Annotated in this window: 26 protein-coding genes; 14 read left to right on the plus strand and 12 right to left on the minus strand. The window is 65.9% G+C overall.

What is annotated here, in order from left to right; all coding sequences use genetic code 11:
- Window positions 1–58 precede the first annotated feature (58 nt).
- The 4 genes from hisI to SJY20_RS09490 are packed head-to-tail and all read left to right on the plus strand — an operon-like array spanning window position 59 to window position 3,178.
- Window positions 59–433 carry a phosphoribosyl-AMP cyclohydrolase gene (gene hisI / locus SJY20_RS09475; protein WP_380786532.1) on the plus strand — a complete coding sequence of 125 codons (375 nt, stop codon included), beginning with the start codon at window positions 59–61 and terminating at the stop codon, window positions 431–433.
- Window positions 430–915, plus strand: a complete 486-nt coding sequence (locus SJY20_RS09480; protein WP_380786533.1) for a hypothetical protein — start codon at window positions 430–432, stop codon at window positions 913–915. The genes hisI and SJY20_RS09480 overlap by 4 nt, the downstream gene beginning before the upstream one ends.
- Window positions 916–948: 33 nt before the next feature.
- Window positions 949–1,371 carry a MerR family DNA-binding transcriptional regulator gene (locus SJY20_RS09485; RefSeq protein WP_380786534.1) on the plus strand — a complete coding sequence of 141 codons (423 nt, stop codon included), beginning with the start codon at window positions 949–951 and terminating at the stop codon, window positions 1,369–1,371.
- A 4-nt stretch (window positions 1,372–1,375) separates the two neighbouring features.
- Window positions 1,376–3,178 carry an acyl-CoA dehydrogenase C-terminal domain-containing protein gene (locus tag SJY20_RS09490; RefSeq protein ID WP_380786535.1) on the plus strand — a complete coding sequence of 601 codons (1,803 nt, stop codon included), beginning with the start codon at window positions 1,376–1,378 and terminating at the stop codon, window positions 3,176–3,178.
- A gap of 33 nt (window positions 3,179–3,211) precedes the next feature.
- On the opposite strand, the gene purQ is transcribed toward SJY20_RS09490, so the two are convergent.
- The 3 genes from purQ to purC are packed head-to-tail and all read right to left on the minus strand — an operon-like array spanning window position 3,212 to window position 4,904.
- Window positions 3,212–3,880, minus strand: coding sequence for a phosphoribosylformylglycinamidine synthase subunit PurQ (gene purQ, locus SJY20_RS09495; protein WP_380786536.1), 669 nt, complete (start codon window positions 3,878–3,880; stop codon window positions 3,212–3,214).
- A 13-nt stretch (window positions 3,881–3,893) separates the two neighbouring features.
- A complete protein-coding gene (gene purS / locus SJY20_RS09500) occupies window positions 3,894–4,124 on the minus strand; it encodes a phosphoribosylformylglycinamidine synthase subunit PurS (protein ID WP_380786537.1) in 231 nt (76 codons plus the stop codon).
- Window positions 4,125–4,904 carry a phosphoribosylaminoimidazolesuccinocarboxamide synthase gene (purC, locus tag SJY20_RS09505; protein WP_147081270.1) on the minus strand — a complete coding sequence of 260 codons (780 nt, stop codon included), beginning with the start codon at window positions 4,902–4,904 and terminating at the stop codon, window positions 4,125–4,127. It lies immediately after the preceding gene.
- 331 nt (window positions 4,905–5,235) lie between these two features.
- Here purC and parC point away from each other — a divergent pair, with 331 nt between their 5' ends.
- Window positions 5,236–7,485 (plus strand): DNA topoisomerase IV subunit A, encoded by a 2,250-nt coding sequence (gene parC, locus SJY20_RS09510; RefSeq protein ID WP_380786538.1) that lies wholly within the window; start codon window positions 5,236–5,238, stop codon window positions 7,483–7,485.
- A 74-nt stretch (window positions 7,486–7,559) separates the two neighbouring features.
- The gene (locus SJY20_RS09515; RefSeq protein ID WP_380786539.1) at window positions 7,560–9,221 is read left to right on the plus strand and encodes a putative bifunctional diguanylate cyclase/phosphodiesterase; all 1,662 of its coding nucleotides are present in this window, start codon (window positions 7,560–7,562) and stop codon (window positions 9,219–9,221) included.
- A gap of 6 nt (window positions 9,222–9,227) precedes the next feature.
- Here SJY20_RS09515 and SJY20_RS09520 read toward each other — a convergent pair whose 3' ends face one another.
- The 4 genes from SJY20_RS09520 to SJY20_RS09535 form a co-directional block, all read right to left on the minus strand.
- Complete coding sequence (locus SJY20_RS09520; protein WP_380786541.1) at window positions 9,228–10,421, minus strand: CCA tRNA nucleotidyltransferase; 1,194 nt, start codon at window positions 10,419–10,421, stop codon at window positions 9,228–9,230.
- Entirely contained in the window at window positions 10,418–11,008 is a 591-nt protein-coding gene (locus SJY20_RS09525; protein WP_380786542.1) for a CoA pyrophosphatase, read from the minus strand. The genes SJY20_RS09520 and SJY20_RS09525 overlap by 4 nt, the downstream gene beginning before the upstream one ends.
- On the minus strand, window positions 11,005–11,571 hold the full coding sequence (locus SJY20_RS09530; RefSeq protein ID WP_380786543.1) for a DUF1285 domain-containing protein: 567 nt from the start codon (window positions 11,569–11,571) through the stop codon (window positions 11,005–11,007). Before SJY20_RS09530 ends, SJY20_RS09525 begins: the two co-directional genes overlap by 4 nt.
- Before the next feature lie 74 nt (window positions 11,572–11,645).
- Window positions 11,646–12,158, minus strand: coding sequence for a GNAT family N-acetyltransferase (locus tag SJY20_RS09535; RefSeq protein WP_380786545.1), 513 nt, complete (start codon window positions 12,156–12,158; stop codon window positions 11,646–11,648).
- A gap of 111 nt (window positions 12,159–12,269) precedes the next feature.
- Here SJY20_RS09535 and SJY20_RS09540 point away from each other — a divergent pair, with 111 nt between their 5' ends.
- Entirely contained in the window at window positions 12,270–12,641 is a 372-nt protein-coding gene (locus tag SJY20_RS09540) for a dihydroneopterin aldolase (RefSeq protein WP_380786547.1), read from the plus strand.
- A complete protein-coding gene (locus SJY20_RS09545; RefSeq protein ID WP_380786549.1) occupies window positions 12,641–12,946 on the plus strand; it encodes a Rossmann fold domain-containing protein in 306 nt (101 codons plus the stop codon). The genes SJY20_RS09540 and SJY20_RS09545 overlap by 1 nt, the downstream gene beginning before the upstream one ends.
- Here SJY20_RS09545 and SJY20_RS09550 read toward each other — a convergent pair.
- Window positions 12,906–13,772, minus strand: coding sequence for a hypothetical protein (locus tag SJY20_RS09550; protein ID WP_380786550.1), 867 nt, complete (start codon window positions 13,770–13,772; stop codon window positions 12,906–12,908). The genes SJY20_RS09545 and SJY20_RS09550 overlap by 41 nt on opposite strands.
- A 226-nt stretch (window positions 13,773–13,998) precedes the next feature.
- On the opposite strand from SJY20_RS09550, the gene SJY20_RS09555 reads away from it, so the two are divergent.
- The 5 genes from SJY20_RS09555 (at window position 13,999) to SJY20_RS09575 (ending at window position 17,092) form a co-directional block, all read left to right on the plus strand.
- On the plus strand, window positions 13,999–14,676 hold the full coding sequence (locus tag SJY20_RS09555) for an energy transducer TonB (protein WP_380786552.1): 678 nt from the start codon (window positions 13,999–14,001) through the stop codon (window positions 14,674–14,676).
- Between the two features lie 73 nt (window positions 14,677–14,749).
- On the plus strand, window positions 14,750–15,544 hold the full coding sequence (locus tag SJY20_RS09560; RefSeq protein WP_380786553.1) for a MotA/TolQ/ExbB proton channel family protein: 795 nt from the start codon (window positions 14,750–14,752) through the stop codon (window positions 15,542–15,544).
- An 87-nt stretch (window positions 15,545–15,631) separates the two neighbouring features.
- Window positions 15,632–16,111 carry an ExbD/TolR family protein gene (locus SJY20_RS09565; protein ID WP_380786554.1) on the plus strand — a complete coding sequence of 160 codons (480 nt, stop codon included), beginning with the start codon at window positions 15,632–15,634 and terminating at the stop codon, window positions 16,109–16,111.
- Between the two features lie 33 nt (window positions 16,112–16,144).
- The gene (locus SJY20_RS09570) at window positions 16,145–16,573 is read left to right on the plus strand and encodes an ExbD/TolR family protein (protein WP_380786556.1); all 429 of its coding nucleotides are present in this window, start codon (window positions 16,145–16,147) and stop codon (window positions 16,571–16,573) included.
- 174 nt (window positions 16,574–16,747) lie between these two features.
- Window positions 16,748–17,092 carry a tetratricopeptide repeat protein gene (locus SJY20_RS09575; RefSeq protein ID WP_380786557.1) on the plus strand — a complete coding sequence of 115 codons (345 nt, stop codon included), beginning with the start codon at window positions 16,748–16,750 and terminating at the stop codon, window positions 17,090–17,092.
- 103 nt (window positions 17,093–17,195) lie between these two features.
- Here SJY20_RS09575 and dcd read toward each other — a convergent pair whose 3' ends face one another.
- Window positions 17,196–17,750, minus strand: coding sequence for a dCTP deaminase (gene dcd, locus SJY20_RS09580; RefSeq protein WP_147081236.1), 555 nt, complete (start codon window positions 17,748–17,750; stop codon window positions 17,196–17,198).
- Window positions 17,751–17,927: 177 nt separating this feature from the next.
- Here dcd and SJY20_RS09585 point away from each other — a divergent pair, with 177 nt between their 5' ends.
- Window positions 17,928–18,662 carry a metallophosphoesterase family protein gene (locus tag SJY20_RS09585; protein WP_380786559.1) on the plus strand — a complete coding sequence of 245 codons (735 nt, stop codon included), beginning with the start codon at window positions 17,928–17,930 and terminating at the stop codon, window positions 18,660–18,662.
- Window positions 18,663–18,772: 110 nt separating this feature from the next.
- Here the strand turns inward: SJY20_RS09585 and SJY20_RS09590 are convergent, their stop codons facing one another.
- The 3 genes from SJY20_RS09590 to SJY20_RS09600 are packed head-to-tail and all read right to left on the minus strand — an operon-like array spanning window position 18,773 to window position 20,383.
- The gene (locus tag SJY20_RS09590; RefSeq protein WP_380786560.1) at window positions 18,773–19,219 is read right to left on the minus strand and encodes a cytidine deaminase; all 447 of its coding nucleotides are present in this window, start codon (window positions 19,217–19,219) and stop codon (window positions 18,773–18,775) included.
- Window positions 19,216–19,890 carry a GH25 family lysozyme gene (locus SJY20_RS09595; RefSeq protein WP_380786562.1) on the minus strand — a complete coding sequence of 225 codons (675 nt, stop codon included), beginning with the start codon at window positions 19,888–19,890 and terminating at the stop codon, window positions 19,216–19,218. The genes SJY20_RS09590 and SJY20_RS09595 overlap by 4 nt, the downstream gene beginning before the upstream one ends.
- Before the next feature lie 13 nt (window positions 19,891–19,903).
- Window positions 19,904–20,383 (minus strand): UPF0262 family protein, encoded by a 480-nt coding sequence (locus SJY20_RS09600; protein ID WP_380786564.1) that lies wholly within the window; start codon window positions 20,381–20,383, stop codon window positions 19,904–19,906.
- Window positions 20,384–20,445 lie beyond the last annotated feature (62 nt).

A 20,445-nucleotide genomic window follows, 5' to 3' on the forward strand; every position in this document is an offset into this window, starting at 1 on the left:
TGTCACGAACAGGTCATGCGGCCCGTCGCATCGGCGCCGATCTGGGCTATGAAGGGGTATGACCGACCCCCATCCTGACTCGCGCGAAACCGGGCTCCTGCTCGACCCCAAATATGATTCCGCCGGCCTCGTCACCGCGGTGGTGACCGACCGGGTGTCGGGCGACGTGCTGATGGTGGCGCATATGAACGCCGAGGCGCTGGCCGCGACACAGGCGACGGGCGAGGCGCATTTCTGGTCGCGGAGCCGGGCGTCGCTGTGGAAGAAGGGCGAGACGTCGGGCAACGTGCTGCGCGTCGCCGAACTACGGGTCGATTGCGACCAGGATGCGATCTGGGTGATCGCCGATGCTGCGGGCCCGGCCTGCCACACCGGTGCACGAAGCTGTTTCTACCGCCGGATCGAGGGTGACGGGCTGGTCCCGGCCGAATGAAACGCGTGCTGCTGCTCGCGGTCGTACTGGGCGGTTGCGGGCAAGCGCCGTCGAACACCGTGGCGGACAGCGCGGGTGCGCGGCTGGAGGCGGCGGCCGAGACGGCGGGAATCGTGCCGAACCCGCACGCGCTGCTGCAGGGATCGTGGGCGCGCGATACCGACCGGGTTTGCGTGGTCGGGACGGACAAGACCGCCCGGATCGGGGTCAGCGTCGATTACGGCGAGGATCAGGCGTGCGCCGCGACGGGGACGGTGGCGCGATCGGGCGATACGCTCAAGCTTGCGTTCGGCGCGTGCCGGTTCAACGCCAAGTTCGACGGCGACCGGATTGTGTTTCCCGCCGATATTCCCGACGCGTGCGAGTCGTTGTGCACCGGACGCGCCTCGCTCGTCGCGCTTGCCGTCGACCGCCTGAGCGAGTCGCGATCGGAGGCAAGCGCGCTGCGATCGTCAAAGGGGCGGTTCCTGTGCGCGGATTGACGTTGACGTAAAGGTGACCTAGATATCGCGGCGATGACGACCTTCGCCTCCTATGCCGTGATCGATGCCCGCGAGGGGCAGGAGAATTTCACGATCTCCGACCTGTCGGCCGAGTTCGACGTCACCGCACGTGCGCTGCGTTTCTATGAGGACGAGGGGCTGATCACCCCCGAACGGCGCGGCACGCAGCGGATCTATTCGCACCGTGACCGCGCGCGCCTGGCCTGGATCCTCCGCGGCAAGCGCGTCGGGTTCAGCCTCGGCGAAATCCGCGAGATGATCGACCTGTACGACGTCGGCGACGGTCGTCGCCTGCAGCGCCAGGTCGCGATCGATCGCGGTCGCGCCCGGATCGACCTGCTTGAGGCGCAGAAGCGCGACATCGACGCCGCCATCACCGAACTTACCGCTTTCGTCGCCGTGCTCGAAGCCGGCCGCGCCCAGGACAGAGGATAATATCATGCCGCAGTACACGCCCCCCGTCCGTGACACCCGTTTCGTGCTCGAGCATGTCGTCGGGCTCGAACGCTATGCCAACCTGCCGGGCTTCGACACCGCCACCCCCGACGTCGTCGACGCGGTGCTGGAAGAGGGCGGCAAGTTCGTCGCGGAAGTGCTGTTCCCGCTCAACCTGTCGGGCGACCAGCAGGGCTGCACGCGCCACGCCGACGGCAGCGTGACGACGCCCGACGGCTTCAAGGAAGCATACAAGCAGTATGTCGAGAGCGGCTGGGCGACGCTCGGCAACCAGCCCGAATATGGCGGCCAGGGCGTACCGCACGTCGTCTCGACCGCGTTCCAGGAATACATGATCTCGTCGAACATGGCGTTCGCGATGTATCCGGGCCTGACCCACGGCGCGATCGCCGCGCTGATCGCCAAGGGATCGGACGCGCAGAAGGCGATGTACGTGCCCAAGATGGTGTCGGGCGAATGGGGCGGCACGATGAACCTGACCGAGCCGCAGTGCGGCACCGATCTGGGCTTGATCCGCACCAAGGCTGAGCCGCAGGCGGATGGATCGTACGCGATCACCGGCACCAAGATCTTCATCTCGTCGGGCGAGCATGACCTGACGCCGAACATCATCCATCTGGTGTTGGCGAAGACCCCAGGTGCGCCCGACAGCTCGAAGGGCATCTCGCTGTTCGTGGTGCCCAAGGTGCTGGTCAACGAGGACGGTTCGCTGGGGGCGCGCAACGGCGTCACCTGCGGCTCGATCGAGCACAAGATGGGCATCCACGCCAATTCGACCTGCGTGATGAACTATGACGGTGCGACCGGCTGGCTGGTCGGCGAGGAGATGAAGGGACTCGCCGCGATGTTCATCATGATGAACGCCGCGCGCCTCGGCGTCGGTCTGCAGGGTCTCGGCATCGCCGAGGTCGCGTACCAGAACGCCGTCCAGTATGCGCACGACCGCCGCCAGGGCCGTGCGCTGACCGGGCCGAAGGAGCCGCAGGAGAAGGCGGATACGCTGTTCGTCCATCCCGACATCCGCCGGATGCTGATGGAGGCGAAGGCGCAGACCGAGGGTCTCCGCGCGCTGATCATGTGGACTGCGCTGCAGGCCGATTTGGAGCATGCGGCGGAGACCGAGGAGGAGCGCCAGTTGGCTGGCGACCTGATCGGCCTGCTGACCCCGGTCATCAAGGGGTATGGCACCGACAAGGGCTATGAAATCGCGACCAACGCGCAGCAGGTTTATGGCGGCCACGGCTACATCGCCGAATGGGGCATGGAGCAATATGTCCGCGATGCCCGGATCGCGCAGATCTACGAGGGTACCAACGGCGTGCAGGCGATGGACCTGGTCGGGCGGAAGCTGGCGATGAACGGCGGCCGTGCGATCCAGGCGTTCTTCAAGCTGGTCGCCGACGACGTTGCCGCCGCCAAGCAGAACGAGGCGACCGCCGTCTTCGCGACCGATCTGGAGAAGGCCAACGGCCAGCTGCAGGCGGCGACGATGTGGTTCATGGCCAACGGCATGAAGAACCCCGAGAATGTCGGCGCCGGCGCGTACAGCTACATGACGCTGATGGGGATCGTCGCGGTCGGCGCGATGTGGCTGCGGATGGCGATCGCCGCGACCAAGCTGAAGGCAGCCGGTGAGGGCGACGCCGCGTTCCTCGACGCCAAGCTGGTGACGGCGCGGTTCTTTGCCGAGCGTATCCTGCCGGATGCTGGCGCGCTGCGTCGGAAGATCGAGGGCGGTGCGGAGTCGCTGATGGCGCTGCCGCCGGAGATGTTCGCGGCGGCCTGACCCGGACGGGCGCTCCCTCGGGAGCGCCCGGTATTACGCGCCGACGGTTTTTAGCAGGCCTTCGAACAGGCGGCGACCGTCGGTCCCGCCGTGCGCGGCTTCGATGCGGCGTTCGGGGTGCGGCATCATGCCCAGCACGTTGCCGGCGTCGTTGATCAGCCCGGCGATGCTGCGCGCGGAACCGTTGACCTGTTCGGCGTAGCGGAACGCGACTTGGCCCTCACCTTCAAGGCGGTCGAGCGTGTCGGTGTCGGCGAAGTAGTTGCCGTCATGATGCGCGACCGGGACGGTGATCCGCTCGCCCGCGGCATAGCGTGAGGTGAAGCTGGATTGGGCGTTGTCGACGGTCAGCGCGACGTTGCGACAGACGAAGTTCAGCCCTTCGTTCCGCATCAGCGCGCCCGGCAACAGGCCGGCTTCGGTCAGGACCTGGAAGCCGTTGCAGATGCCGAGCACGGGCAGGCCCTTGCCCGCCGCCTCGACGACCGCGCGCATGATCGGCGAACGAGCGGCGATCGCGCCGGAGCGCAGATAGTCGCCATAGGAAAAGCCGCCGGGGACCGCGACGATACCGGTGCCATCGGGCAGTTCGGTATCGGCATGCCAGACCATCGCCGGCTTGACGCCGGTCACGGCCTCGAGGGCGACGGCGATATCGCGGTCGCAGTTCGACCCCGGGAAGACGACCACCGCAGTCTTCATGACAGTACCGCCTTCATGCCTTCTCGATCCGGTAATTCTCGATCACCGTGTTGGCGAGCAGCTTGCGGCACATCGAATCGATCGCCGCGTCGTCGGTATCGTCGGCGACTTCGAGTTCGATCAGCTTGCCCTGGCGGACATCCTGCACGCCGGCGAAGCCGAGCGAGCCGAGCGCGTGGTGGATCGCCTTGCCCTGGGGGTCGAGGACGCCGGGCTTCAGCGTCACGAATACCTTCAACTTCATTTACTTGCCCCGGTTCTTGCGGTGCTTTTCGAGGTCGAGCACCGAATTGTCGCCACCTTCGGGCAGCAGGCCAAGACGGCGTGCAACCTCTTGATAGGCCTCAACTTCGCCCCCGAGATCGCGACGGAAGCGGTCCTTGTCCATCTTCTCGTTGGTTTCCATGTCCCACAGCCGGCAGCCGTCCGGGGAAATCTCGTCCGCGAGGATGATGCGACCATAGTCGTTGTCGAAGATGCGGCCGAATTCGAGTTTGAAGTCGATCAGGCGGATGCCGACGCCGGCGAACAGGCCGGACAGGAAATCGTTCACGCGGATCGCGAGGTCGGCGATGTCGTGCATCTCCTCCTGGCTGGCCCAGCCGAACGCGGCGATGTGCTCGTCCGAGATCATCGGATCGCCGAGCGCATCGTCCTTATAGTAATATTCGATGATCGTGCGCGGCAGCTTGGTGCCTTCCTCGATCCCGAGGCGCGTCGACAGCGAGCCGGCGGCGACGTTGCGGACGACGACTTCGATCGGAACGATCTCAACCTGGCGAATGAGTTGCTCGCGCATGTTGAGACGGCGGATGAAGTGCGTCGGCACGCCGATATGGTCGAGCAGCGTGAAGATGTGTTCGGAGATGCGGTTGTTAAGCACCCCCTTGCCGTTGATCGTACCCTTTTTCTGGGCGTTGAACGCGGTCGCATCATCCTTGAAATACTGGATCAGCGTGCCGGGTTCGGGACCCTCGTAGAGGATCTTGGCCTTGCCCTCGTAGATCTGGCGGCGACGAGCCATGTGCACCCTTTCAAAATTGAGCAGGCCCGGGCGCGCGTATCGCTGGGCAATGAAGGTCGATGCCGCGGCCTATATCCGTGCGGAGGGGGAGGCGCAATTGCGCGCGAGGAATGCTGAGCCGTTGCGGGCACCAACGCGGTACCTCGGATACCGACGCGTCTCGCCTTGCCGAACCGCGCCGGACGGCGGACCCCGGTCCCGCGCCCATACGGAGAACCGGCCAACCAGCCGGGTCTTCGGCGGGTCGGTGGGGACCGGGGGGAGAACAAAAGGTGACGGAGGCGTGGCTATCCTTTGATCGTTACGGTCGCGGGTGCTAGCGTGGCAGCCGATGGCCACCGACTTCAAAGACCCGTTCGACAGCATCGTCGATGCCCCGTTCGACAGCGCGCTCAGCGAGCGGTACCTCGTCTATGCGTTGTCGACGATCACGGCGCGGTCGCTGCCCGATGTCCGCGATGGCCTGAAGCCCGTGCACAGGCGCCTGTTATGGGCGATGCGGCTGCTGAAGCTCGATCCGGCGCAGGGGTACAAGAAGTGCGCGCGCGTCGTCGGCGACGTGATCGGCAAATACCACCCGCACGGCGACCAGTCGGTGTACGATGCCATGGTGCGGCTCGCCCAGTCGTTTGCGATGCGGTATCCGTTGGTCGATGGGCAGGGCAATTTCGGCAATATCGACGGCGATAACGCCGCTGCCTACCGGTATACCGAAGCCCGGCTGACGCAGGTCGCGATGGACCTGATGGATGGCCTAGACGAGGACGCCGTCTCGTACCGCCCGACCTATAACGGCGAGGATCACGAGCCCGAACTGTTCCCGGGTCTGTTCCCCAATCTCCTCGCAAATGGTGCCAGCGGAATCGCGGTGGGCATGGCGACCAGCATTCCCCCGCACAACGCCGCCGAGCTGTTGAATGCCGCGATCATGCTGGTCGACCGGCCCGATGCCGACGACGCGATGATCCTGGAGCATGTCACGGGCCCGGATTTTCCGACCGGCGGGCTGGTCGTCGACCCGGCGGCGGTGATGCGCGAATCCTATGCGACCGGGCGCGGCGGCTTCCGCGTGCGGGCGCGCTGGACGATCGAGCGGGAGAAGGGGGGCGGCTGGCAGGTCATCGTGTCGGAGATCCCGTACGGCGTGCAGAAGGGCAAGCTGATCGAGCAGATCGCCGACCTGATCAACGCCAAGCGGCTGCCGATCCTGGCCGACGTCCGCGACGAATCGGATACCGAGGTCCGGATCGTGCTCGAGCCGCGCAGCCGCACCGTCGACCAGCAGGTGATGATGGACGGGCTGTTCCGGCTGACCGACCTGGAAACGAGGGTCAGCCTGAACCTCAACGTGCTCGACAAGGATCGCACGCCGCGGGTGATGAGCTTGCGCGAGGCGTTGTCGTCGTGGGTCGAGCATCAGTTCGTCGTGCTGCGGCGGCGGACCGAACATCGGCTAGCGAAGATCGCCGACCGGATCGAACTGCTCGAAGGCTATCTGGTCGCGTATCTCAACCTCGACCGAGTGATCGCGATCATCCGGACCGAGGACGAACCCAAGAAGGTGATGATCGCCGAGTTCGCGCTGACCGATCGGCAGGCCGAAGCCATCCTCAACATGCGGCTGCGGTCGCTCCGGCGGCTCGAGGAGTTCGAGATCCGGGGCGAGCGCGACAAGCTCGACAAGGAACGCGCCGACCTAGCCGCGCTGCTGGAGTCGCCGAAGAAGCAGCAGAACCGCATGAAGCGCGACCTCGGCAAGATCCGCGACCGCTATGGTTCGGAGACCGAACTCGGCAAGCGGCGCACCACAATCGAGGAGGCTGCACCGACCCGCGACATACCGCTGGAAGCGATGATCGAGCGCGAGCCGATCACCGTGATCTTGTCGCAGCGCGGCTGGATCCGGGCGATGCGTGGGCATAACGACCTCGCGAGCCCGGAGGCGCTGAAGTTCAAGGAGGGCGACGGTCCGGCCTTCGCGTTCCATGCGCAGACCACCGACAAGCTGTTGCTGGCGGCGGAGAATGGCCGGTTCTACACGCTGGCGTCAGACAAGTTGCCCGGCGGACGCGGGTTCGGCGAGCCGGTGCGCGCGATGATCGACCTCGACGGCAGCGTCGGCATCGTCGCGCTGTTGCCCGCGACCAAGCAGACCCGGCTGATGGTCGCGGCGACCGACGGACGCGGGTTCGTGGTCAACGCCGCCGACGTCGTCGCCGAGACGCGCAAGGGCAAGACGGTGGTGACGCCGCGGCCCGGCGAGACGCTGAAGCTGGTCCGGCCGATCGCGGCGACGCACGACTACGTCGCGGTGATCGGCGACAACCGCAAGATGCTGGTGTTTCCGCTGGCCGAGCTGGTCGAGATGACGCGCGGGCAGGGGCTGCAGATGCAGCGATACCGCGATGGCGGGCTTGCCGATGCGATCACCTTCGCGTTTTCCGACGGGTTGAGCTGGCCGATGGGCGGGGGAACCGGTCGGATTCGAACCGAGCCCGATCTTGGCCCGTGGCGCGCGGCGCGGGGTGCGGCCGGACGGATGCCGCCGACCGGCTTCCCGCGCGATAATCACTTTGGATAAAACGGTTTTCTTGAATGACTTCGCCATCTTGGATCATTCAGAGGGTTTTAACTAAAAGGAGATAGGCGGGCCTGATGGCATCGACTGCTCCCCAGACCGAGACGTCCGAGATCATCACCGCGGAGTTGGTGACGCTGGCGCTCGAGCTCGTCCCGATCCCGGCCGTGCACGTGTATCGCCAGCAGGGGCGGCTGACGGTGTTCGCGACGAACCGCGCCTATCGCCTGGCCGGGCTGGGCGTGGTGGCGGATCGATCGCCGATGCTGGCGGAACTGGGCGACCGCATCGCGTTGTTTCTCGACGAAGGCCTGGTCCGCGTCGATTTCGAATGGACGCTCGGCGAGGTCGTCGACTGCCGCTATTACCGGGTGACGTTCGCGCGTTCGTCGGTTGCGGTGCATGATCGCTGTACGGTGACGTTCGTCGACCAGACCTCGCAGGTGCATACCGAGCGCAGCATGCGGCGCGAAATGACCACGGACAGCCTGACCGGGCTGCCCAATCGCGAGGGGTTCGAGGAGACCCTGGAACGGCTGCCGGATCGCAACGGCCATGCGGTGCTGGCGATCGATCTCGACCGGTTCGGCCGGTTGAATTCGTGTCTGGGCAGCCTGGCGGGCGACGAACTGCTGATTACCGTTGCGCGCCGGATCAAGGGCGCGTTGCGCGCGCGAGATACGCTGGCGCGGCTCAGCGGCGACCAGTTCGGCATCCTGATGGCGCTCGACGATTCGCGTGACGAAGCCCACGAACTGGCGCGACGGATCCGTCAGGCGCTGGCGACGCCGTTTCGGCTGACGGGCTACGAGATCAGCATCGAATGCTCGGTGGGCATCGCATACGGCGCAGACCAGCCGGACGAGGTCGCCGAACTGGTTCGCCACGCGCAGTTTGCGGTGAAGCGCGCCAAGGTCAGCGGCCGGTCCGAATCCTATCTGACGCAGGACTTTACGATCGCGCGCGATGCATTCGCGATGGAGACGGCGCTGCGGCGGGCGATCGAACAGCGCCGGCTGCATCTGGCCTATCAACCGATCTGCGACCTCGCCACCAACCGGGTGACCTCGTTCGAGGCGCTGGCGCGATGGACCGATGACGACGGCCGTGAATATTCCCCCAACGCGTTCATCCCGGTCGCCGAGGAATCCGGGTTGATCGTGCCGCTGGGCCGCTGGGCGATCGAGGAGGCGGCGCGAACGCTGGCGGCGTGGGACGCTGCCGCTGGCGGGAATTGCGGCGTCCGGGTCGCGGTCAACCTATCGGCGATCCAGCTGCAGCGCGACGATATCGCACCGGTGGTCGAGGCGGCGCTGGCGGCGACGGGGCTGACCGGCGACCGTTTCACGCTGGAGCTGACCGAAAGCGCGATCGGCAGCGACCCGGAGCGGATCGCATCGGCGATGCACGCGCTGAAGGCGCTGGGCACAACGCTCGCGATGGACGATTTCGGTACCGGGTATTCGAACCTCGCCTATCTGCAGCAGATGCCGATCGACGTGCTGAAGATCGACCGCAGCTTCGTCACCGAAATGCTTGCCGACCGCGACAAGGTATCGATCGTGCGCGCTATCCTCAGCCTGGCGCAGGCGCTCGGCATGGAGACGACCGCCGAGGGCGTCGAGACCCACGAACTCGCGCAGACGCTGGCAGCGCTGGGGTGCACGTACGGGCAGGGTTATTTCTTTGCCCGGCCGCTCGATCCGGACGCGGCGTTCGCAATGCTGGGGTTCGGTTGAGGCTGATTATTCCGGCGCTGATTGGGCTGCCAGTACCTCGGCGACTAATGTGTCGGCGACTGTTGAGAGGCGGTCTGCGTCCGGAAACCCTTCGTTTATCCACAGCGTCTCGATCCGGCGCAGCATGGCCGCGACGTCGGGGCCTTTGCGTAACCCGCGCGCCACGAGCGCCCCGCCGTTGATGGGGAGCGTGGGGGGCGTCCAGCCCTGGATCGCGGTGAGGTCCCCGCCTGCCAGCAACAGCCGATCGGTCGCACCGACGATACCAGCGCGGTAGGCCAACCCGCGGGTGCCCTCTTCGCCGGGGCCGGCCGTGGCCGCGATCAGGCGTTTGCGGTCCGCATTCGACAGTTTCAGGCGAGCGCCGACCGATTCGGCATCCGCCGCCGGAATTACCGCGGCGAGGCGGCGGATAGGATCGGGCGCGATGCCCGCCGCCTGTTCGCGCTGCGCGAGTTCGGCAAGCCGGTCCGCCCCCGCCTCATCGATTTCGGGCAGCACGGCGCGGAAAATGCCGCGTTCGACCATCAATCGGACGACCGCTACTGCGCCGGTCGCGACCAGCAGCTTCATCACCTCGCTGGCGATGCGTTCGCGGGACAGCGCCATCAGGTCGTTGGCGCGTGCCGTACAGGCGTCGAGCCCGGCCTGGTCGATCGCTTCGCCGAACCGCGCCTGGAACCGGAAGAAGCGCAGGATGCGGAGATGATCCTCCGCAATCCGCTGCAGCGGGTCGCCGATGAAGCGAACCCGCCGTGCCGCGAGATCGTCGAGCCCGCCGAAATAGTCGAACACCTCGCCGGTCGCCGGGTCCGCATAGAGCGCGTTGATCGTGAAGTCGCGGCGTGCGGCATCCTCGCGCCAGTCGTCGGTATAGGCGATGATCGCGTGGCGGCCGTCGGTTGCGACATCGCGACGCAGCGTCGTCACCTCGACCGGCGCACCCTCGACGATCGCGGTGATCGTGCCGTGCGCGAGGCCGGTGGGGATCGCCTTGATGCGGGCGTCCTGGAGCCGGGCGATGACCTCGGTGGGGGCGTGCGAAGTCGCGATGTCGATATCGGCGACGTCGAGTTGGAGCAGCGTGTCGCGCACCGCGCCACCGACGAAGCGCGCCTGGCCGTCCTGTGCGCCGAGCGCGGTAGCGAGCTGCTCGAGCCCGACGCGGTTGCGCCAGGGTGCATCGGGAAGGGTCGTCACAGGCGTGCCAGCCGGCGCGACAGGTTGACGATCATCGCCGCGGTCGCGCCCCAGATGCGCCGATCCTGCCAGTTGATCTCGTAATACTGCCGGGTTTCACCCTTCCACTGCGCGCTGGCTTCGATCTGGTTCGCGGAATCGAACAGGAAGGCGATCGGAACTTCGAAGACGCTGGCGACCTCGGCTTCGCTGGGATGCAGCGTGAGATCGGGCGGGACGACGCCGATCACCGGCGTGACGTGATAGCCGGTGCCGGTGCGGTAGCGATCAACCGCGCCGATCACCGAGACCGCGGCGGGAGGAAGCGCAATCTCTTCCTCGGCTTCGCGAAGGGCCGCGGCGGTCGCATCTTCCCCCGGATCGACCCGGCCACCCGGAAACGCGATCTGGCCGGCGTGGCGGCGTAGCGTGTCCGTGCGTTTGGTGAGGATGATGCCGGGTTCGGCGCGGTCGGTGATGGCGACCAGCACTGCGGCTTCGTGCAGTGATTCGCCGGGCTGGGCGTCCTCGCGGTCGCCGCTCAACAGCACGATGCCGGGATCGACATCGCGGGCGAGGGCGGTTGCCAACCGATCGGCAAGGCTCATGCTGCGGCGTCCAGCGCGAAGAAGGCGCCGTTGCTCCAGATGCCGGGGGGCGTCTCACCACCAGCGATCGCGCGCTCGGCGAGTTCGTAATAGACCGGGCGCGCCACCAGCGCCTCCAGGCCGCCACGAACCGTCAGGTAGGGGCGGGGGCCGCTTGCATCGTCGACGAAGCGCAGAGGATGGTTTGCATCCGCGGTGACGAGGTCGCCGGTGTTGAGGCGGAAGGCGAGCCGCGCATTGCGGTCCTGTCCCTCGGCCTTCATTTCGACCGCCACGAACGGCGCGTCCTCGACCTCGATGTCGAGCTTTTCGACCGGCGTGACCAGAACATAGCCACCGTCCGGTTCACGTCGGAGGATCGTCGAGAACAACCGGACCATCGCCGGGCGGCCGATCGGCGAGCCCTGGTGATACCAGGTTCCGTCACGCGCGATCCGCATCTCGCTGTTGCCGCAATGCGTCGGGGTCCAGGTATCGACGGGCGGCAGTTTGGCGTCCTCGACCAGCTTGGCGATTTCCGCGAGGCTGAGCGAGGCGAGGTCGGGAAGGGCGTCCATGGGCATCGGTGCGAGGTAGGCGCGGCGACCTCTTCCGTAAAGCGGGGCTCGTCCGTAAAGCGGGCCGCGCCGTATTGGCGTCAGGCGGCGACGGCGATGCGTGGCCCGAGCGTGCCGGCGACCGCGGGTACGCCGGGACCGCGCGCAAGCAGGCGGTGGCGCTCGACCGGGCCGGGCAGCATCCAGTCCGCGGTACGCTCCGCGCTGAAGCCGAAGAAGCGGCCGTAATATTCGGGATCGCCGATCAGCATCATCGCGTCGTCGAGCCGATGTGCGGCCGCGGCATCCAGCGCGGCGGTCATCAGCAGCCGCCCGATGCCGTGCATCTGATGCGTCGGATCGACCGCAACCGGGCCCACCATGACCAGCGGCTGCGCGACGCCATCGTCGGCGACGAGCGCGACCGGCCAGCACTGGATGCTGCCGACCAGCATGCCGTCGTCGAGCGCGGCGAAACTGAGGGTCGGGATCGCATGCGCTGCGCCGCGTACGATATAGGCGGTGCGGCGGTGGCGTCCGGGTTCGAAGGCACGATCGAGCAGGGCTTCGACGTCGGCCGCCGCGATGCTATCCAGACGTACGATCGTGATCATCGGTATTTCCCGCTCGGGCGCCCGCGGCGCCGATCGCCGCGCGCATTACCGGTCGGGTGCGTGAACGCAAGTGGATTGCCGCGCGCACCGCGTGATCCTAGAGGCGCGAGGATGGAAGACAGTCTTCAACTCGAAGTGCACGACATCGAAGTGCCGGTCCTGACCGGTATATATTCGGAGGAGACGCATCTGCCGCAGCCGCTGCGGATTTCGCTGACCGTCGATCTTGTCTGCCCGCGCCATTTCGCACCGGACACGCCGTTGTCGGCTTCGAAGAACTATATGGAGCTGAAACGCGCCGCGACCGAAGCGCTGCCACCTGGCGTGCACTTCACGCTGATCGAGGCCGTCGCCGATCATATCTGCGAGACGGTGTTCCTGCAGGATGCACGGGTGACGCGGGTGATGGTGAAGATCGTCAAGCTGGCGATTGCCGAGGCGGGTGAATTGATCGGTGTGACGCTGGTGCGGCATCGCCGCTGATGCGGTTGGACCTTGCGGCAGAGCATGACATCGCGGCGCTCGTGCGAGCCGCGACGGATGATTCGCTCGTCGTTGTGATTGCGGCGCGTAGTCCGCTGGAGATGGCGCTGGCACGCGCGGCCGTCGGGCCGTTGGCGATCGAGCGCGCGCCCGGGATGCGGGTGAACGCGGTAGTGCCGGAACAGGGTGCCGACACCCGCGATGTCGACGCGGCGATCGCCTTCCTCGAGGATGCGTGGTCGACGACCGGACAGGTGCTGGAGATCAGCGCCGGGTCCGGGCGCAATCCCCCAGTGCGGCAATGACGAAGCTGTAATCCTCCTGCGCGACCTGCGCATCGGCCGCTTCGAGCGCCGAGGTGCTGTGCGCCGGAAGGGTCGCTGGCAACGCGCAGGCGAGGCGGTACCAGAGCAACGTATCGCGCGCCGGTGGTGCTGCGGCTTCGTCAACGATCTCGCTCAGCGCCACCGCCCATCGCGGCTGCTCGCCAGGGCGGCGCAGTACCGACAGCGAAACCGGACGCTGGTCGGCTGTCGTCAGGAACACCTGCGTCTCGCCTTCGCCGGGCAATGCACCCGCGACGTGGAAGGCATTGCCGACGCCGGTGATCACGGGCGGTGCATCGGCAGCCAGTACCTCGCGGGCGATCGTGCGAAGCCGCGAATCGGTTTCGGGCGTCCACGGCAACTGCGCATCGCTCGCGACGAGCTGGACCTGGTCGATCGCGCCGGCGACCGGGCGGGCGAGAACGAGGACGCGGGTCTTCTTCAAATTCGGCGCGCGGCCGCGGGCGTCGAGCGGGGCGTCGACGAGATACCCGATCCGTGGCGGCAGGCCCTGCGCGCCGCGGATCAGCGCGGTCACGTCGACCTCGACGTAGAGCCGTACCCGGTCTGGCGCGACCCCGGCGGCTTCGACTCCCTTGATTCGGCTGACCGAACGTACTGTGGCATCGGCGATCACGGGTGCCGCCAGCACCAGATCGGTAAGATCGGCATAGCCAAGCCCGGCTGTACCCGACCGAATCACTTCGGACGCTATTGCACCTTGGGGCAGGCCCTGCGCGGTAGCCGGCGCGGCGAGAAGTGCGAGCGCTACCAGCGCGGCGGAACGGTGGCGTGGTGCAATCATGCCTGTCCGCTACCCCATTGCACCTGAACGAAACAGAAATATTGGTGTCATCATGCGCTTGTACGTTTGTTGCGTCCGACAAAGCGTTTGCGTGTCGCAAGGCGTGGCGATAGGACTTGCACGCTGCCCCGTGGATGCTCCGGCCCACGGAAGACGTTTTTGTGTTTTGTGCCTCCGACGCCGCGTAGCGTCCGGGACAGGCAGATTGAGGGAGTGTCGTTTCTGAATGGCCTATACTGACCAAAAGATGTCCGGAGGCAAAATCGCCGCGATCGTAATCGTCGCGCTGATTTATGCGGCCTTGGGCTATGCTTTCGTCACCGGCCTCGCGTACCAGTACGTGAAAAAGGCCCAAGAAAAGCTTAACACGTTCGACGTGGAGCCGCCGCCGCCGCCGCCTCCGCCCGACGAGCCCCCGCCGCCGCCGCCTGACCAGCCAAACCTGCCGCCGCCGCCGACCACGGTCGTCGTGCCGCCGCCTTTGGTCGTCACGCCGTCTCCTGCTCCGCAGATCCAGACCTCGACGATCATTCCGCTGAGCCAGCCGATGGCACCGCCGGCACCGCCTGCTCCACCGTCGCCGCCGGCACCGCCGGCACCGGTGATCTCGCAGGGCGCCGTCGCGAAGGGGAACCCGATTTCGTGGTACTCCAACGACGACTATCCGCCGTCTGCGTTGCGCGAAGAGGCGCAGGGCCGGACGAGCATCAAGGTGACGATCGGTACCGACGGGCGGGTTTCCGGCTGCACCGTGACCTCGTCGAGCGGGAACACGGCGCTGGATAACCAGACCTGCGCTGTGGCGAAGCGTCGCGGCCGCTATTCGGCGGCAAAGGACACCAACGGTAACCCGATGGTGGCGACGTCGAGCTTCAGCGTCACCTGGAAGGTGCCCCCGCAGTAATCGCACGCCGTACCACGCATTCCGAATCTTCTTCGTCACGAACGAAATTGACTAGTCAGAGGACCAACCCATCATGTTCACCACTATCCTTGCCGCGGCGGGCGCCGCCGCTCCCGAGAACCCGTACGGCCTGACGCAGGCCCTGAAGGAAGGCGGTCTGATTTCGCAGACCGTGTTCGGCATCCTGGTGCTGATGTCGGTCGTCTCGTTCTACATCCTGTTCTCGAAGCTGTTCGAGCAGCAGAAGCTGATCAATCAACAGAAGCGCGTCCGCCAGAGCTTCTGGCAGTCGAACTCGCTGCGCGAGGGTTCGGCCAAGCTCGAGAAGAACTCGGCCTACAAGCAGATCGTCGACGACGGCCTGGCCGCGCAGGAGCAGCACGCCAAGCTGACCGATCCGGTCGAGGCGCATGACTGGCTGCACGGTTCGCTGGCGCGTTCGGAAGCCGCGATCAACTCGAAGCTGGGTGGCGGTCTCGCCTTCCTCGCGACGGTCGGTTCGGTCTCGCCGTTCATCGGTCTGTTCGGTACGGTTATCGGCATCTACCGCGCACTGGTGAAGATCGGCGCATCGGGCCAGGCATCGATCGACAAGGTCGCAGGCCCGGTCGGTGAAGCACTGATCATGACCGCTCTGGGTCTGGTCGTCGCGGTTCCTGCCGTGCTCTCGTACAACTGGCTGCAGCGTCGCAACAAGTCGATCTCGGAGGACCTCTCGGCCTTCTCGAACGACGTGCTCGGCTTCCTGGCATCGAACGGCGCCGTGCGCCCGGTCGTTGCTGGTGCGGCCAAGCCGGTTGCCAAGCCGGTTTCGGCTGCTGGTACGACGACTGCCGGCCAGACCGGTGGCGTTCCGACCCGCCCGTAACGGCATATGATGGGGCTGCCGGTGTGGCGGCCCCATTCCACCGGGCGATCCGGTGGCGATAAATGATACGGATAGGATAACTCGCACATGTCGATGAACGTTGGTGGCGATTCCACCGAGAAATCGATATCGGACATCAATACGACGCCGCTGGTCGACGTCATGCTTGTGCTCCTGATCATCTTCCTGGTGACGACGACCGTCGCGGTCCAGGCGGTGCAACTGAAGCTTCCGGATGTCCGTTTCGATCCGACGACGACCAAGCCCGAGAACGTCTCGCTGTCGGTGACGACCAAGCCCGACGGCAGCTGCGCGGTGTTCTGGGGCATGAGCCCGGTCACCTCGACCGAGCTGCTCGATCGTGCCGTGGTCAAGCTGAAGGCCGAGATCGATCGCCAGGGTGGCGCGAATGTTGCCGGTCTGGAGCTTCCCGAAGCACATATCCGCGGCGACGTGAACACGCCGTACAAGTGCATCGGCGGCACCATCTACACGATGCAGCGCGCCGGCTTTGCCCGCGTAGGCTTCATCTCACAGCCGCCCGCCGGCGGCACAACCGAACGCTGACGATCGCTCGGACCTATTTAGGAGTAGCATGACATGGCAATGAGCGGCGGCAAAGAAGACGACGGCCCGATGATGGAAATGAACATGACGCCGTTGATCGACGTCCTGCTCGTTCTCCTCATCATGTTCATCATTACCATTCCGATCCAGACGCACGCGGTCAAGGTCGACCTTCCGGTCAACAGCCCGAACCCGCCGCAGAACCCGATCGACCCGCAAAAGAACAAGATCTCGATCGACCCAGCCGGTGTCGTGTCTTGGAACGGTTCGCCGGTCGACGAGGTAACGCTGCGTCAGTATCTCGACCAGACCGCGACGATGAGCCCGGAGCCGGAACTGCACTTCCAGCCGGATCCGCAGGCCCGCTACGAGGTGGTCGACCGTACGTTGGCCGTGGTGAAGCGCTCCGCGATCACCAAGCTCGGCTTCATCGGCAACGAGCAGTATCGCAACGACTTCTAAGTCGAACGATAGCGTCGAATATCTACGGGCGGTCCTGCGGGGCCGCCCTTTTTCGTTTTGGTCACTCCGACGTCGGGAGTCTGCGATTAGACTTGCACGCGCGTAACGAAAGTGACACACCGATGTCACAAAAGTGAAACCTTTCCGAAGAGGAAGGTCATGAGGAGATCGGATGTGCGTGTAGTTCCCCTGATCGTTCTGAGCCTGGTCGTCGCGGCGACCCCTGCGATCGCCGCCGAGCGAACCGGCTATTCGCAGATCGCGGCTGGCAACATGGGGGCTGCGGAACGAAGCATCGTCGCCGAGCGCCGGATTTTTCCCGACCGGCCGGAGCTGATGCTCAATCTCGCCGCGGTTTATCGGAACACGGGACGCGCGGCAGAAGCCAAGGCGCTGTATGCGGCCGTTCTCGACAAGCCGGCGGTCGCGCTCGACATGCCGTCGGGCGCTGTGGTGTCTTCGCATGATCTCGCACAGCGCGGGTTGGCGCGGTTCGCGCCGCAGATGGCGACGCGCTGAGCCGCCAGCGCGACTGAACGCTGAGGGGTATCCGCTTCTACCAGTGTGAGGGAACGTAACCAACGGTTCACGCGGAGCCCACGTTCGGCGGGCGGGTAAGCCCCTAGAGTCGCGGCAGGGTTACGCCGCGTTGGCCCATGTATTTACCGGCGCGGTCGGCATAGCTCACCTCGCATGGCTCGTTGCCCTGCAGGAAAAGGAACTGGCAGGCGCCTTCATTGGCGTAGATTTTCGCCGGCAGCGGCGTGGTGTTCGAGAACTCCAACGTCACATGGCCCTCCCATTCGGGCTCGAGCGGCGTCACGTTGACGATGATCCCGCAGCGCGCATAGGTCGACTTGCCGAGGCAGATGACCAGTACGTCGCGTGGCACGCGAAAATATTCGACGGTGCGCGCCAGTGCAAAACTATTCGGCGGGATGATGCAGACGTCCGTCTTGCGATCGACGAAGCTGTTCGCGGCGAAATCCTTGGGATCGACGATCGCGCTGTCGACGTTCGTGAAGATCTTGAACTCGTCGGCAACGCGCGCGTCATAGCCGTACGAGGACAGCCCATAACTGATGCAGCCGTCGCGGCGCTGGGCCTCGTGAAACGGCTCGATCATGCGATCGGCAAGCGCTCGCTCGCGGATCCAGCGGTCGGACAGGACGGACATGGCAGTTCCCCTTCGCTGCGGCTTTCGCCCGGATGTCGGACGAGGGCAAGGGGGCGGGGCTGACGGGGCCTACGTACGACGACGTGCTGTTCCCGTAGTTGCCGGCTTCGTGGAAGTCCCGGAGCCGTTTGCCAGCGCGGGGTTATCGGCGAGCGCTTGCTTCGCTAGAATGCCGCGATGAAGCTTGGTGTTATCTCCGATATCCACGGTAACGTCGCCGCTCTCGACGCCGTCCTGGCCGACGCCGCCGGGCGGAAGGTCGAGAAGATGGTCAACCTAGGAGACATATGCTCGGGGGGCCTGTTCCCAAGGGAAACCGCCGACCGACTGATGCCGCTCGAGTTCCCGACGATACGCGGCAACCACGAACGTCAGCTTTCCACGCACGCCCTCGATAAGATGGGCCTGTCGGACCGTCACGCCGCGATGACGATGCTGCCGGAACAGCGTGGGTGGCTTGCAGCGCTGCCGGCGACCCTTCGTCTGTTCCAAGACGTGCTTCTCGTCCATGGCACGCCCGATTGCGACCTGACCTATCTGTTGGAAACCGTCGACGAGACAGGCATTCGTCCGGCAACCACCGCCGAAATCGAACGCCGTATCGGAGACATCGATGCTTCGGTGATCCTGTGCGGCCACACCCACCTTCAACGTGTGGTACGGCTCGATGGTGGCCACTTGATCGTCAACCCGGGAAGCGTAGGCCTTCCGGCGTACGACGACGACCGCCCCTATGCGCATGTGGCGGAGAGCGGGTCGCCGCATGCGCGGTACGCTATCTTGTCCGACGACGGCCACGGCTGGACGGTCGAGCTGATTGCGGTCGAGTATGATTGGGAGCAGGCGGCTCGTGATGCTGAGGCCAATGGTCGCGCCGACTGGGCTAGAGCGTTGCGCACCGGCCGCGTCTAACGTTGGTGATCTTCGCGGGCTCCGCTGGCGGTCGAAACATCCTCTCGCGACCGTGGCCGTTCCGGCGAGCTTACAGGGGCGATGACCGGCGCTGGCGCCGCGCCAGGCGTTTAGCCGATGCCGAGATCGGCCGGCCCGAAAGCATCGGGCAGCAGCTCCGACAGGCGGTAAGTCCGGATCGCATCGCCCTCCGCGGCGCCGCAATGGACGGGCAGGTCGACACCGGCCATTTGAGCGGCTTCGTTGAGAACCTGGCGGCAGCGGCCGCACGGGCTGACGGGGGTCGTCCCGGTGGCGTTGCCGTCGGCGTCCATCGCGCCGCCGATCACGCCGATCGCGACGATCTCGCGCAGGCGACCGGCGGCGCTGGCGGTGGCGACCGCGACGGTTTCTGCGCAGAGCGAGAGGCCGTAGCTGGCGTTCTCGACATTGGCGCCGGTGACGATGCTGCCGTCGCGAAGCAACAGCGCAGCGCCGACCGCGAACCGCGAATAGGGGGCGTGCGCGTGGGCTGATGCGCGGCGGGCCGCGGCCACGAGTGTCGTTGCTTCGTTCATGATGCCACCACGTTCCAGTTCACAGGTCCCTCGATCCCGTCGATACGGCGGAAGTCGCTCGCACGCCACATCCGCCAGGGCCGGGCGGCATAATGCGGCGTCATCACATTCGCCACCGCCCAGATCGGGCGCGCGAGCGCATCGGACAGGCGGTACGCGACATCGACGGGCTTCGCGATGCGCAGCAGCATCGGTTTGCCGGTGTGCGTCTCGACCATCGCGACGAAGCGCGCGACCTCCTCTATCAGCGCGGCGCGATCGGGGCGGGCGGTGCAGTCGTCGTGAAACGCGATATCGACCGCGGCGGGCAGCGCGTCGCCGGCTTGCGGCACGAAGGTGTTGAAGGCGTTAGCCTGGTCGCTGGCGCTCTGGCACAGCGAATACACGTGGACCGCGCCGCGACGCAGGCCGGCTTCGGGAAGCGCGGCCCAATTGGCTTCGAAGCCAGGGTCGCGACGGTCGGCGCCCGAGGTTGCGACGATATAGGCGAAGTCGGCACCACGTGCGCGCACGGTGCCCCATTCGACCGGACCCGGGTTCTCGCCCAAGTCGACGCCCTGCAGCGTGTAGTCCTTGACCGATGGGTGCCAGCCGGTGGCGTAATGCCATCCGACGATCGCGAGGATTCCGATCGCGACCAACACGCTGGCGGTTTTCCAGAGTCCGTACATCAGCGCCGGTCCATCAACGGATGTGCAAGACGCAGATCAGCGTGAACAGCCGCCGCGCGGTATCGAAATCGACGTCGATCTTGCCCGCCAGGCGTTCGCGCAGCAACTCCGCCGCCTCGTTGTGGATGCCGCGGCGCGCCATGTCGACGGTCTCGATCTGTTGCGGCGTCGAGGCGCGGATCGCTTGGTAGTAACTGTCGCAAATCGCGAAATAATCCTTGATCGGACGGCGGAAGCGGCCGAGCGCCAGCACCAGCGTCTCGATATGCGTGCCATCCTCGCGGTACATGTGGATCCCGAGCCGACCTTCGGACGATTCCAGCTTGATCCGGTACGGGCCGGCATAGCCATCGGCCTGCGGACGTTGCGGCGCGAAGTGATTGCCCTCGATCAGGTCGAAGATCGCGATCCGGCGCTCCTGCTCGATATCCGCCGAACGCCAGCCGAGCGTATGCTCGTCGAGCTCTACAGCGATGATCCGCGGGTCGGCCATGACCCGCGATAGCGACGCGCGCGGCGCGTGTCACTTGCCCGACTTATCCCCATCATTCCGCC

Source organism: Sphingomonas sp. R86521 (assembly GCF_042466235.1).
Lineage (GTDB): Bacteria > Pseudomonadota > Alphaproteobacteria > Sphingomonadales > Sphingomonadaceae > Sphingomonas.

Bases quoted from the DNA above. Each gene is read 5' to 3' on its own strand.
- SJY20_RS09560 (WP_380786553.1), top strand. From the start codon at position 14,750: ATGTTCACCACTATCCTTGCCGCGGCGGGCGCCGCCGCTCCCGAGAAC.
- SJY20_RS09540 (WP_380786547.1), top strand. From the start codon at position 12,270: ATGGAAGACAGTCTTCAACTCGAAGTGCACGACATCGAAGTGCCGGTC.
- SJY20_RS09590 (WP_380786560.1), bottom strand. From the start codon at position 19,219: ATGAACGAAGCAACGACACTCGTGGCCGCGGCCCGCCGCGCATCAGCC.
- SJY20_RS09600 (WP_380786564.1), bottom strand. From the start codon at position 20,383: ATGGCCGACCCGCGGATCATCGCTGTAGAGCTCGACGAGCATACGCTC.
- SJY20_RS09545 (WP_380786549.1), top strand. From the start codon at position 12,641: ATGCGGTTGGACCTTGCGGCAGAGCATGACATCGCGGCGCTCGTGCGA.
- SJY20_RS09535 (WP_380786545.1), bottom strand. From the start codon at position 12,158: ATGATCACGATCGTACGTCTGGATAGCATCGCGGCGGCCGACGTCGAA.
- SJY20_RS09480 (WP_380786533.1), top strand. From the start codon at position 430: ATGAAACGCGTGCTGCTGCTCGCGGTCGTACTGGGCGGTTGCGGGCAA.
- parC (WP_380786538.1), top strand. From the start codon at position 5,236: ATGGCCACCGACTTCAAAGACCCGTTCGACAGCATCGTCGATGCCCCG.
- SJY20_RS09515 (WP_380786539.1), top strand. From the start codon at position 7,560: ATGGCATCGACTGCTCCCCAGACCGAGACGTCCGAGATCATCACCGCG.
- SJY20_RS09570 (WP_380786556.1), top strand. From the start codon at position 16,145: ATGGCAATGAGCGGCGGCAAAGAAGACGACGGCCCGATGATGGAAATG.
- SJY20_RS09585 (WP_380786559.1), top strand. From the start codon at position 17,928: ATGAAGCTTGGTGTTATCTCCGATATCCACGGTAACGTCGCCGCTCTC.
- SJY20_RS09490 (WP_380786535.1), top strand. From the start codon at position 1,376: ATGCCGCAGTACACGCCCCCCGTCCGTGACACCCGTTTCGTGCTCGAG.
- hisI (WP_380786532.1), top strand. From the start codon at position 59: ATGACCGACCCCCATCCTGACTCGCGCGAAACCGGGCTCCTGCTCGAC.
- SJY20_RS09565 (WP_380786554.1), top strand. From the start codon at position 15,632: ATGTCGATGAACGTTGGTGGCGATTCCACCGAGAAATCGATATCGGAC.
- SJY20_RS09525 (WP_380786542.1), bottom strand. From the start codon at position 11,008: ATGAGCCTTGCCGATCGGTTGGCAACCGCCCTCGCCCGCGATGTCGAT.
- SJY20_RS09530 (WP_380786543.1), bottom strand. From the start codon at position 11,571: ATGCCCATGGACGCCCTTCCCGACCTCGCCTCGCTCAGCCTCGCGGAA.
- SJY20_RS09555 (WP_380786552.1), top strand. From the start codon at position 13,999: ATGGCCTATACTGACCAAAAGATGTCCGGAGGCAAAATCGCCGCGATC.
- SJY20_RS09550 (WP_380786550.1), bottom strand. From the start codon at position 13,772: ATGATTGCACCACGCCACCGTTCCGCCGCGCTGGTAGCGCTCGCACTT.
- purQ (WP_380786536.1), bottom strand. From the start codon at position 3,880: ATGAAGACTGCGGTGGTCGTCTTCCCGGGGTCGAACTGCGACCGCGAT.
- SJY20_RS09595 (WP_380786562.1), bottom strand. From the start codon at position 19,890: ATGTACGGACTCTGGAAAACCGCCAGCGTGTTGGTCGCGATCGGAATC.
- SJY20_RS09485 (WP_380786534.1), top strand. From the start codon at position 949: ATGACGACCTTCGCCTCCTATGCCGTGATCGATGCCCGCGAGGGGCAG.
- purC (WP_147081270.1), bottom strand. From the start codon at position 4,904: ATGGCTCGTCGCCGCCAGATCTACGAGGGCAAGGCCAAGATCCTCTAC.
- purS (WP_380786537.1), bottom strand. From the start codon at position 4,124: ATGAAGTTGAAGGTATTCGTGACGCTGAAGCCCGGCGTCCTCGACCCC.
- dcd (WP_147081236.1), bottom strand. From the start codon at position 17,750: ATGTCCGTCCTGTCCGACCGCTGGATCCGCGAGCGAGCGCTTGCCGAT.